Annotated in this window: 12 protein-coding genes; 3 read left to right on the forward strand and 9 right to left on the reverse strand. The window is 42.4% G+C overall.

Annotated elements, in window-relative coordinates:
• Nucleotides 1-77: helix-turn-helix domain-containing protein (locus IM322_RS20900; protein WP_286826865.1), on the reverse strand; the 77-nt coding region annotated here is incomplete at its 3' end.
• An 821-nt stretch (nt 78-898) separates the two neighbouring features.
• On the opposite strand from IM322_RS20900, the gene IM322_RS20905 reads away from it, so the two are divergent.
• Nucleotides 899-1729, forward strand: coding sequence for a tetratricopeptide repeat protein (locus tag IM322_RS20905; RefSeq protein WP_287673353.1), 831 nt, complete (start codon nt 899-901; stop codon nt 1727-1729).
• Here IM322_RS20905 and IM322_RS20910 read toward each other — a convergent pair whose 3' ends face one another.
• From IM322_RS20910 to IM322_RS20935, 6 genes are all read right to left on the reverse strand, one after another.
• The gene (locus IM322_RS20910) at nt 1730-2587 is read right to left on the reverse strand and encodes a DNA-formamidopyrimidine glycosylase (RefSeq protein ID WP_286824013.1); all 858 of its coding nucleotides are present in this window, start codon (nt 2585-2587) and stop codon (nt 1730-1732) included.
• Nucleotides 2588-2707: 120 nt separating this feature from the next.
• On the reverse strand, nt 2708-4051 hold the full coding sequence (locus tag IM322_RS20915; RefSeq protein WP_287673355.1) for a cytochrome c biogenesis protein: 1344 nt from the start codon (nt 4049-4051) through the stop codon (nt 2708-2710).
• A gap of 50 nt (nt 4052-4101) precedes the next feature.
• Nucleotides 4102-4830, reverse strand: a complete 729-nt coding sequence (locus IM322_RS20920; protein WP_190356815.1) for a cytochrome c biogenesis protein CcdA — start codon at nt 4828-4830, stop codon at nt 4102-4104.
• 18 nt (nt 4831-4848) lie between these two features.
• Entirely contained in the window at nt 4849-5211 is a 363-nt protein-coding gene (locus IM322_RS20925) for a VOC family protein (RefSeq protein WP_287673357.1), read from the reverse strand.
• Nucleotides 5212-5213: 2 nt separating this feature from the next.
• Nucleotides 5214-6170, reverse strand: coding sequence for an ABC transporter permease (locus IM322_RS20930; RefSeq protein ID WP_286824021.1), 957 nt, complete (start codon nt 6168-6170; stop codon nt 5214-5216).
• Nucleotides 6171-7904: a peptide ABC transporter substrate-binding protein gene (locus IM322_RS20935; protein ID WP_287078031.1), complete on the reverse strand. Its 1734-nt coding sequence runs from the start codon at nt 7902-7904 to the stop codon at nt 6171-6173.
• Between the two features lie 204 nt (nt 7905-8108).
• Between IM322_RS20935 and IM322_RS20940 the strand changes: the two genes are divergently transcribed.
• Both IM322_RS20940 and IM322_RS20945 read left to right on the forward strand, forming a co-directional pair.
• On the forward strand, nt 8109-8351 hold the full coding sequence (locus tag IM322_RS20940; protein WP_287673359.1) for a DUF433 domain-containing protein: 243 nt from the start codon (nt 8109-8111) through the stop codon (nt 8349-8351).
• Nucleotides 8352-8852: 501 nt separating this feature from the next.
• Nucleotides 8853-9617, forward strand: coding sequence for an Rpn family recombination-promoting nuclease/putative transposase (locus tag IM322_RS20945; protein ID WP_287673361.1), 765 nt, complete (start codon nt 8853-8855; stop codon nt 9615-9617).
• Nucleotides 9618-9828: 211 nt separating this feature from the next.
• On the opposite strand, the gene IM322_RS20950 is transcribed toward IM322_RS20945, so the two are convergent.
• Together IM322_RS20950 and murB are read right to left on the reverse strand one after the other, a co-directional pair.
• The gene (locus IM322_RS20950) at nt 9829-9987 is read right to left on the reverse strand and encodes a hypothetical protein (protein ID WP_287673363.1); all 159 of its coding nucleotides are present in this window, start codon (nt 9985-9987) and stop codon (nt 9829-9831) included.
• An 18-nt stretch (nt 9988-10005) separates the two neighbouring features.
• A complete protein-coding gene (gene murB / locus IM322_RS20955) occupies nt 10006-10884 on the reverse strand; it encodes a UDP-N-acetylmuramate dehydrogenase (protein ID WP_286824028.1) in 879 nt (292 codons plus the stop codon).
• Nucleotides 10885-11207 lie beyond the last annotated feature (323 nt).

The raw sequence follows: 11207 nt of genomic DNA on the forward strand, positions 1-11207 counted from the left end.
ACACAGCCCAAAGTGCGCCGCAATAGCGACTCTTGTTCTGGTGTGGGGTAAAATCGAAACGAGTAGGCTTTTTCCATGGGGAGCATTTTAGCATATATTCCGTAAATGTGTTAATATTTAACAGTAAAGCCGTCGTAGAACGACGGGGTTTCAGACCCAAAATTTTCGATGATCTTTTGACTGTCAACCTTGTCAAAACCCTTTTGAGTCTTGACCGTTTGCCCATTGTACTCATTGACACTCCCGTCGCTAAAAGCGAGGGATTCTTGGTTCAACGAGTCCACTTAAACTAGATACCTTGCGTTATCCAACCCAGAGGTGGTTCTCTCCCCAAGCATTACTTTTCGTATGCCCTACGATAGTCCCCCCCCAACCCCTCCGACGTCGGGGGAGCAAGGGGGGGTACAAAATTTGCTTGAATTGAAACGTTAGCTTCAAATACTGCTTTGTCTAGTTCCTGTAAAGATTTTACCTACTCACAGTTGAGAAACTAGAACTATTGAGTAGAACCCTATATCTTTAATTGTCAAGGTGCAGATAGCATAGTGGTTAGACTACATGGGTTTTTAGAGCGGTTGATTACCCTATCCGCTATACTCATATAGTAGCTATTTGGCCTGAGTAGGTCAAGACCCTTAAAAGAAGAAGTTATTCGAGATTTTGTCAGGAGACTGGACGCTTATTTTTAATCTTGCTTCGTGTCACTGAGCCTTTACATTGAGCCTGTCGAAATGTGTCGAAGTGCTGTTTTATATTGGCTGGGGTTTCATCCCGTCGCACTCAAGCAAGGGTCTTCACCCCGACATTTGAGATAAAGAGCGGCCAATTCGATCGATCCCCTCATCAAATCTCCAGATTTCCATAACATTTTCCTGTCTGTCCCCTCGCACCCCAGTCTATGAAAGCCTCTCTCTCTAACCGTCGTTGGCTGTCCATCGGTCTCGTCCTGATGTTATTTGCTTTGCTGTCTTTCTCGATTATGCCGCTATTGACTTCTATTCTCCAGAGTGAGCGGCACTCGGGCCAGAGTCATCTGTCCGCAGTCAAACAAGAGGAATTAGCCAGTCAAGCACTGGGTTATCAGATGGTTTTAGAGCGCGAACCCGATAATCAGACGGCTTTGCGGGGATTATTAGATACTCGCTTACAGCAGGGCGATTTAAGGCAAGCGATCGAACCTTTAGAAAAATTAGCGCAACTTAACCCCCAACAATCCGATTATCTGCTACTTTTGGCGGAAGCGAAACAGCAAATAGAGGACTATGCAGGAGCCACAGGCAGTTATCGCGCTCTTTTAGCCTCCCATCCCCAAGAGCTGCGGGCCTTAACTGGATTAACTAATTTATTTCTTAGCCAAAACCGCCCGATCGAGGCGATTAGTCTGGTCAAAGACACGCTCGATCGCGCTTTAAAAGCTGCTTCCGATCCCAATAATCCTGCTAGTTTAATCGATATCGTTTCCGTTCAGTTACTTTTAGGCAAAATCTATTTCGATCAGCAAAATTATCCGGAAGCTTTAAAAGCCTATAAACAAGCTCAACAGATGGATGTTAACGATTTCCGACCAATTTTAGCGACAGCGATCGTACTGAAAGAACAGGGCAAAAATCAAGAGGCTCAACCCCTCTTTCAAGATGCTCTCAGTCGCGCTCCTTTTGCTTACAGACAGGAGATTCAGACCCTAGCCGACGAAAATAACAAAATTCAAGCCACAGCCCCTAATCAGTGATCAGCTTTTTCTCCCTTCTCCCCTTGAGACTTGACACTGGGGACAAAAATGAGCCGAGCGCCCACTTAATTTAATTCTGGCAATAGTTGCACCGCAAAGGCGACAATTTTCGCCATTACGACCGTAAACCCAGGCCATCGCCCCATAATTGCCATTAACTCCCGTAACGTGGAGAAAATCGCTAAAACTGGTTCCGCCTTCAGCGATCGCCGTTTCTAATACAGAAATAATGTTTTTTGTCAATAAGTCTATTTGCTCAATTTTCAAGAGATTAGCGGCAGTTTGGGGATGGATGCCACTTTTAAAAAGAACTTCATCTGCGTAGATATTGCCAATTCCTGCGACTACATTTTGATCGAGGAGAAAAGTTTTAATCGGACGACGACTTTTTTGACAGTGACTATAGAGGTAATCGGCGGTAAAATTGCGATCAAAGGGTTCTAGTCCCAGTTTTTTGAGACCGGTAATCACAGTTTCTGGGGTTTTATCGGCGGCAATCCACCAAATTTTCCCGAAAGTGCGGGTATCGACAAAGCGCAATTCTTGCTGATTGGCAAAAAAGAAGCGTAAGCGCGTATGAATCGGGAGGGGAGTGGTATCTTTTACCCACAGCAATTGTCCGGTCATACGCAGATGAACCCCGATACTGCTACCATTATCTAAATTGGCGAGGAGATATTTGCCTCGGCGCTGCCAATTGGTAATCGTGGTCTGAGCAATTCCTTGCAGAAAAGTTACCTCGCAATTAGGATAGGCTAGGGTACGCTGTAATAATACTTCCCCACCGATAATTTTTTTGCCCTGGGTCACTTGATTTAACCCGCGACGCACCGTTTCTACTTCTGGCAATTCTGGCATATAAGTAATTGAACAAAATTAAGTTCTTGGTTAGGGTAGGCAAAAGGCAAAAGAGGCAATAGGCAATAGATAGATAAACAGAACTTTTTATCGGGAAACGACACCAGATTAACGTCAATTCTACTTTAACTTTAGCCTTTCAATGGTATCAATTATTTCCCGTTCAAAACTGACTTGAGCGCGATTAGTTTTACCACCAATATAAAAGCGATCGCCCGATTGTAAAGCCCAAATTTGGGAATGGGAAAAGTAACTCATTACCACTCCCATCATCAATAAACCAAAACCTAAATAGACGATAGGCACTCCCGGATCTGCCTTAATTTGTAACCCTGTACTGCCCACTAATTCGACTATTTTTAGATTAACTCCATTGATGGGAATCGTCATTCCTTCTCGTACAGCAGAGGTTAAATCTCCCTTAGCATCATAGACAACTAACGTACCTTGTAAATCTCTGGTTAAAAGAGAAACTCCCTCACTAAGATCGGTTTTAGTCGGAATCCAAGTTCCCCATATTTGTCCATTACCTTTGGTGTCTAAACTAGCCATCGGTAGCTGTAGGATCGGACTATTATTCACCTGTACTTTTACCCCAGCAATTCCCCAACTGGTTTGATAAAAAGTCACCCCTTTATGGTGCAAAGGTTGATTAACTTGAATAGTTTTGCGATCGATCTCCTGTCCTTGATCATCGATCACCGACAAATCAGAATAAAATTGTTCTATATCACCTTGAGGACTATAATCAATCCAAAAACGATTAACTTTAATCCCCCAATCCTTAGGGAGAGAATTTTTAGATAATGGTCCAGCTTCAATAATATTTTTAACCTGAAAACTATCGCCACTAGCTACCATTTCTTGAGCGAAAAAGCCGGTTAACGCTCCCCAGATCGCTCCTGCTAAAATAATTAACATGGCTGCATGAACGATAATCGGACCGATTTTACCAATCAGACCTTTACGAGCATAGAGACTGTTATTTTCTAGAAAAACTTTGTAGCCTTTTTTTTCTAACAAGGGGGTTAGGGATTCTAGGGAACCAGTTTCTAATTCAGCACTTAAAGCTAGTTTTTGAAATTGGCGAGATTGTTGATAAAATTGCCATTTTTTTGCTGCCTTTAAAGCAGGAAATTGTCGTCGGAAGGTGCAAGCGGTTAAACTGGAACCAAAGAGAATTAATAATGATAGATACCACCAAGTACTATAAACATGATTTAATCCCATTAGTAATAAAACTTTCCAAGTCAGAAACCCAAATAAAGCGGGTTTCTCAGGATAATTAGCTTGGTAGAAAGATAGGGATTGTCCCTGTTCGATTACTGTCCCAGAAATGCTAAAAATAGCGATTAAAAGTAAGAGGATAATTGCCAATCGCAGATCGGCAATAGTCTGGATAAATTTACGTCCCCATTGGGGCGGTGTATTCTTTAAATTTGAGGAAGTTTCCGATATAGTCATAGTTAAAAGTTTTGCAATTCTAGCCAATTATCTATCATAACTCTCCACCATCACAGCAGACGAGATAATAAAGAAAAAACTCCAAAACCGATTAATAAAACCCCACTGACAGGATTAATCCACCCGGACCATTGACGCAGGGAAAGAAAGCTTTTCAGCGAAGCAGTAAAAGAACCGACGATAATCAGCGGTAAAACATAGCCGGCAGTGTAGGATAACAATAATCCCCCTCCTAAGCTTAAATCTCCTGTATTTGCCACCCATGCCAATAAAGTCGCTAGAACTGGTGTACTACATGGAGAGGCGATTAAACCAAATGTTAAACCGAGAAGATAGGACCGCAAAATCGGGGGAAAATCGCCGGTAATCCAATCGGTAGCGCCAAGGGAGGGGAAGCGCAGGGGTAATAATTCCAAGAGGTTTAACCCCATGAAAATAGCGATCGCACTGACGATAATCGGTAAACCGATCCCCACTTGTCCATAGACTTTTCCTAAAGTAGCGGCAATTAGTCCCAATCCCGCTAAGGTGGTGGCTAATCCTAGGGAAAACCATGTGGACTGCCAAAAAGCCGCTAGACGGCCTTTATTTTCGTAACCCCCGATATAAGCGACGGTAATCGGCAACATCGACAGCATACAGGGGGTAAGACTGGTGAGTAAACCGGCTAGAAAAATCACGGCAATACTGACAAAACTAAGGTGAGTTAGTTGGGAAGTCACTAAGCGATCGGCGTATTGTTCAAGGTGATAGAGTTGAGTCTGTAATTGGTCTAACATATCAGGGAATTTTTCAGGCTAAATTTGGCTCATTTCTAGGATATTACCGTCGGTATCACTGACAAATAATGCCTTTCTACCCGAGGCACTCATTTGAATTGTATAACCTTGACTTTCTAGATAGTTACCCATGGCTGCCACGTCATCAATAGCGAAGGCAATATGAGGATTGCGTCCCCATTTTTCGGGATTGGGACGGTAGTTTTGGTAATTGCTATCGACAATTAAATGAATTTGATAATCTCCCACTTGATACCAAACCCAATCGTATTGCAAAGGGCGATCGATTCTAGTCAATCCTAGAACATTTTCGTAAAAGTTAACGGCTTTTTCTAGATCGGTGACTAAAATCGCCGTGTGTAAGGATTCTGTAATGTTCATGACTAATATCTGACTCGCGGATCGAGCCAACTATAGGTTAAATCGGCAATTAAGTTAAAGATAACAATTAAAATCCCATAGATAAAGGTAATCGCCATCACTACGGGGGTATCACTGCGGGAAATAGAATCGATTAATAAAGCACCAATCCCCGGTACACGAAACACTTGTTCTGTAACTAAAGCACCGGTAAAAATTGAGGGAATATCGAGAGCAATCAGGGTGACAACGGGGATTAAAGCATTGCGAACTATATGCTTAGTTAGGACAGAAAAATTAGTTAGTCCCTTCGCTAAGGCAGTTTTAACGTACTCTTGGTGAATTTCTTCAGTTACGGAAGAACGCACGAAACGCATCAACATCGCCCCTTGATATAAGCTTAATACAGTTATGGGCATAATTGACTGTTTAACCTGCTCGATCAAACTATTAAAATCGCTAATTTCTAGGGTACTATTATAAAAAGATGGTAGCCAGTTTAACTGCACACTAAAGATAATTATTAATAATAATCCCGTCACAAAGGTGGGTAAAGAAAAGCCAAGCATCGAAAAAGTAGAGATAATTTTGTCTAACCAAGAATAGCGCTTGACTGCTGAAATTATGCCCAAAGGAAAAGCTATTAAAACCCCGAAAATATAGGCAATACCGACAATCCAGAGAGTTGTGGGTAAACGCTGCCAAATTAGGGTAAAAACTGGGCTGCGACTGGTGAAAGAATAGCCCATATCTCCTTGAAGAAATGCTAACAACCACTTGACATAACGCACAGGAAGGGGTTGATCTAATCCGAAACTTTTGCGAATATTTTCTCGCACTGCTTCTGTAATAGCAGGATTAGCGGCAAATTCTCCCATCGGATCCCCCGGTGCTAGGGCCAAAATGCCAAAAACTACCATACTAATAGCTAAAAGAGTGGGAATCGAAAATAATAATCTTCTCAGAAAATATTTCAGCATTTATTTACTACGCTTCCAGTCTTTGATCTTCCAGGTATTTCTATCCCAGGGAGTTAATTCAAACCCCGATAAACTATTGCTAATTGCCACCACATCGGCACGATGAACTAGGGGAATAATCACAAAATCATTGATTAACATATCATTCATTTTAATCGCTATTTCTCGCCGTTTTTCTGGGTTTAATTCCTGACTAAAAGCTTGCCATAATTTATCGTATTCAGGATTACAATAACGAGCATAATTATCCCCAGACCAACCATCAGCTTTTTGGGGAATTTCGCTACAGGTAAAGGTTTTAAAATAGGCTTTCGGATCGGGACTATTATTACCTGTAGTGTACATTTGTAGGTCAGCATAAAACTTTTCTACCGTGTCATCGTTAGCAGGATCGCTAGAAAAAAAAATACTGGCATCAACAGTTTTTAATTCTACTTCTACCCCGATCGCTTGTAAACTTTGTTTGATAATTTCTTGGGTTTTCTGACGGAGAGGATTGACAGTAGTTTGAAAAACTAATTTCATTTCTACCCCATTTTTATCCCTAGTGCCATCACCATTACTATCTTTCCATCCCGCATCATCTAGTAATTTCTTAGCCTTTTCTAGATTAAATTCATAGCTAGTATTGGGAGAATTATATTCTGATGGCATCACAATAAAATTAGGAGTTGTTTTCCCAGTAATACCATAAAGTTGCGTGGCAATAGTATCTCTATCAACAGCTAAAGACAAAGCTTCTCTTACTTTCACATCACTCAAAAAAGGATGGGGAAACTTAATACTAGACCTCTCACCTTCAGGAGTAACTTGATTAGGATCACTCAGATTAAATAAAACTCGTTCAATCAAAGAACCGAAACTAGATATTAACTGACCCCGACCCGCTTTTTCTAAATCACTTAAAACCCTTGCCTCTACTTGCAAATTATAGGCATAATCCGCCTCCTGTGTCTGTAAAACCGCTCGTGCCGCCGAAGTTGCATCACCTCCTCCTTTTAATTCTATTCTTTGAAAACCTAATTTATCCGCTTCTCGAAAGAAAGAATTTGGTTCATAAACTGCCGTGTCTCCCGGTTTAAACTCTACCACTTTATAGGGGCCAGTTCCCACTGGTAATAAATTAGCAGGGGCTTGACGTGCCGTTTCATTGCTATACTTTTCATAGAGATGGGCAGGTAAAATCATCCCTTCTGTCCCCACAAAAACTAATGACCAAGCGGGATTAACTTGCTTAAAAGTTATTTTAACTGTATGGGGATCGATCGCTTCCACACTTTTAACTATTTCATAATTGCCAGCGCTAGTAGAACCGGTTTTCGGATTGGTAATAAAATTATAGGTAGCGATGACATCTTTGGCAGTAAAAGGAGTACCATCTGACCATTTAATATCTTTTTTTAGCTTCCATGTCACCGATTTACCATCCCGGGCAACTCCCCCATTTTCAATAGTAGGAATTTCTGCCGCTAAAAAAGGAACTAATTCCCCTTTTTCATTGAAACTAGCCAAAGGTTCTAAGGTAATGCGACTCGCTTCTGAGTCTTTAAATCCCGTGGAGAGATGGGGATTTAAAATCGTCGGCGCTTGCCAATATAAAAGTTTTAAAGTTTCTGTGTTATTATTGTCCGTTGCTGGAGGATTATTAGCTGTTTGTTGACGACAAGCACTAAAAAGCAGCGTACAACTAAGGGATAAAATTAACAGGGGCAAGAAAAGCGATCGCTTAAACATTTTTAATGACAATTAATAATTCAACAGGGTGACTTAGGTGATTCCCTACCCCACCAATAACAAGTTATCAGACATTGAGTCTTGATCTCGATCGATTAATTGATTATTTGCCCTCATCCATTCCTAGTCAAGTTAAATCGATCGTGCTATAGTAGCGATCGTGTACTAGACAATAAAATTCTAGGCACGGCGACGAAAATGCTTATGACCTTAGCAATTCTGGCTGAACCTGCTCCTCTGCAAGCCAATGAAGACGGCGTAATTCTCGTCGGAAAAACTCGTGTCACATTGGATACTGTAGTGTCTGTATTTAATCAGGGCGCAACAGCAGAGGAAATCGTTAATCGTTATCCATCACTAAATCTAGCTGACGTTTACGCTACGATCGCTTTTTACCTCAAGCATCAATCGGAAGTAGAAGCATACTTGCAACAGCGACAAAAGTAAGCAGAGGAGATTCGGGTAATCAATCAAGCGAGATTTGACCCCCAGGGATTGCGAGATCGCCTTCTTGCCCGTAAAGCAGCGCGGCAAGCATGATTAAGCTTCTGGTTGATGAGAACTTCGATAATACTTAACTGGTGCGTTACGGCGGATTACTAATTTTGGTTTTTCATTCCAAGGTTATCACCGCCTAACGCACCCTACAAAATTGCGGCGTTGCTGATTTGAGATATGAATCTTCTTTTGTGGGATTTTTAAAACCTAGACCCAAACTAACTTTTGGATGGGTGCAAGGTTGTCATTCATACCTTGATTCAGCAACGCCAATCTTCTTTTGTGGGATTTTTAAAACCTAGACCCAAACTAACTTTTGGATGGGTGCAAGGTTGTCATTCATACCTTGATTCAGCAACGCCCAAGAGCGATCTCCCTGCAACAATACTTCATTAAACATTCGGATTTACTAAAAATCAAATTGGTGTTGCCAGGTGTACAATGTCCCCCATGTATGATGACACCTGCCGATTTCTTGCCGAACACTTCTCCGCCGACTTCGCCAGTTGGTTGCTGGGAGAGCCTGTCACCCTGACAGAAATCCAACCTTCCGAACTCTCCCTCGACCCAATTCGAGCCGATGCGATGATTCTGCTCCAGTCCGATGAATCCATTCTCCACATCGAGTTCCAAACACTACCGAAGGAGGAGATCCCATTTCGTATGTTGGATTATCGGGTTCGAGGACAGCGACGCTATAAAGGTAAACCCATGCGGCAGGTGGTGATTTATCTAAAGCCCACTACTTCTGAACTCGTTTATCAAACGAGCTATGTGCTGGAACGCACTCGTCATCAATTTGATGTGATTCGGCTGTGGGAGCAACCTGCTTCACTTTTTCTGCAATATCCTGGACTACTGCCCTTTGCGGCATTAGGACAGAGCGAAAGTCCAGCAGAAATGTTGCGTCAAGTAACTCAAATTGTGGATCGGATTGAAGATCCAACAACGCAAGCGAATCTGATGGCTGCCTCAGCGATTCTAGCTGGGTTAAGATTGGAGGAGGACGTAATTTATCGGTTGGTTCGGAGGGACATCATGCAAGAATCTGTGATTTACCGTTCTATTCAAAGAGACGAGAAGCGGGCGATCGCACTCAACTTTCTCCGAGATGGTCTATCGGTCGAAGCCGTTGCCCGTGGAACAGGGTTATCAATCGAAGAAGTTCAGCAACTTCAACAACAGGTGAATCAGCCTGCACAAGGCGAAACTTGATTGTGTGCGGGAAGGTGCTTGTGGAGATACGGCATAATCAATTCGTGATACTGCGATCGCAAAATTGCCCCAACTCTCCGAGCCACTCTTGCAAGAGGTGAGTGACTTCATTGATTGTATTATCCACAAACATCAAGCTAAACCTGATACCAGCCAAGCTGCTGAAAAAATTGTCGAGAGATGGTCACAATGGTTTGAGACGGTGGATCATTTAGACGTAACGCCACTTCAACCAGTCAGCAATCTTGTAGGGTGCGTTCCCTAATGCAACTTCTACTGCTCCACCAATAGATTTTTGGGGAACGCACCATGCTAGAGGATTATAAAAATATCTGCCGTCGCACTCCAGCCCATCGCGGCTGAGTTCCACCGTTATCGAGAAAAATAGTTAAATCCCGTCAAATTCCCCTAAAACTTTCACCTCTGGTTCTAACCACAAAGACCAGCGATCGAACACTTGTTCCTGCACATGACGAATTAAACGCAGAATATCCGACGCTTTTGCCGAACCAATATTCAGGATAAAATTAGCGTGTAATTCTGATACTTGCGCCCCACCAATTTGATAACCTTTTAATCCCATTTCCTCAATTAAAGCCCCGGCAAATTGCGGTTTAGGATTGCGGAAAACACTACCACAACTAGGACGATCATAGGGTTGGGTACTTTTGCGATGGAGTAAATTATGGGTAGTAATTGCCATTATTTCCTTGCGATTATCGGTCGCTTCTAACTGAAATGTGGCTTCGATAACTAAACGTTGATCCCCTTGCAGAGAAGAACTGCGATAACTATAATTTAAATCTTCTTTGCTTAAAGTTTCTAACTGACCATCGGGATTTAATACCAGCGCCCGTACTAATCGATCCGCCACACAGGAGGTATGTGCGCCCGCATTCATCACCACAGCACCCCCCACCGTACCGGGGATACCCACCGCCCATTCTAAGCCCTTCCAGCCCCGTTTTGCCGCTCTCCAAGCTATTTTTGGCAGGGGTTCCCCCGCTGCTGCTGTAATCGTAGCAGTTTCGCCATCAAAACAACTCGATCGCAGATGGCGAGTATTGAGGACAAGTCCGGGTAAACCTCGATCGCTGATTAGTAAATTTGAACCAGCCCCCAAAACAGTCAAGGGCAAATCTTGCGATCGCCACCAAGCGAACACTTCTCTTAATTCCTCTAGATTAATGGGTTCGGCATACCATTGCGCTCTTCCCCCCACCCGGTAGGAAGTGAAATCAGCTAGAGAAACAGAGGTTTTAATCATAGGGTTTTAGGGGGTTGGGGAGCATTTTCAGTGAACAGTAATCAGTAAACAGTGAACAGTAATCAGTAAACAGTGATCAGTAAACAGTAAACAGTGATCAGTGATCAGTAAACAGTGATCAGTAAACAGTAAACAGTGATCAGTGATCAGTAAACAGGTATAAAGATATAGCGCTTTTCACTTTACTGAGGTATCAACAAGTTTTGCCAACAAAGGGTTTAAGCCCCTTGCCCATACCTCATTCTGATGAAAACTGCTATAAAGATAACTAACTAATTAACTTAAAACTTACATCTGATAACTGATAACTGATAACTGATAAC

Source organism: Microcystis sp. M109S1, assembly GCF_020247025.1.
Taxonomy (GTDB): Bacteria; Cyanobacteriota; Cyanobacteriia; order Cyanobacteriales; family Microcystaceae; genus Microcystis.

Coding starts and splice junctions, on each gene's coding strand:
- IM322_RS20905 (WP_287673353.1), top strand. CDS start 899: ATGAAAGCCTCTCTCTCTAACCGTCGTTGGCTGTCCATCGGTCTCGTC.
- IM322_RS20910 (WP_286824013.1), bottom strand. CDS start 2,587: ATGCCAGAATTGCCAGAAGTAGAAACGGTGCGTCGCGGGTTAAATCAA.
- IM322_RS20915 (WP_287673355.1), bottom strand. CDS start 4,051: ATGACTATATCGGAAACTTCCTCAAATTTAAAGAATACACCGCCCCAA.
- IM322_RS20920 (WP_190356815.1), bottom strand. CDS start 4,830: ATGTTAGACCAATTACAGACTCAACTCTATCACCTTGAACAATACGCC.
- IM322_RS20925 (WP_287673357.1), bottom strand. CDS start 5,211: ATGAACATTACAGAATCCTTACACACGGCGATTTTAGTCACCGATCTA.
- IM322_RS20930 (WP_286824021.1), bottom strand. CDS start 6,170: ATGCTGAAATATTTTCTGAGAAGATTATTATTTTCGATTCCCACTCTT.
- IM322_RS20935 (WP_287078031.1), bottom strand. CDS start 7,904: ATGTTTAAGCGATCGCTTTTCTTGCCCCTGTTAATTTTATCCCTTAGT.
- IM322_RS20940 (WP_287673359.1), top strand. CDS start 8,109: ATGACCTTAGCAATTCTGGCTGAACCTGCTCCTCTGCAAGCCAATGAA.
- IM322_RS20945 (WP_287673361.1), top strand. CDS start 8,853: ATGTATGATGACACCTGCCGATTTCTTGCCGAACACTTCTCCGCCGAC.
- murB (WP_286824028.1), bottom strand. CDS start 10,884: ATGATTAAAACCTCTGTTTCTCTAGCTGATTTCACTTCCTACCGGGTG.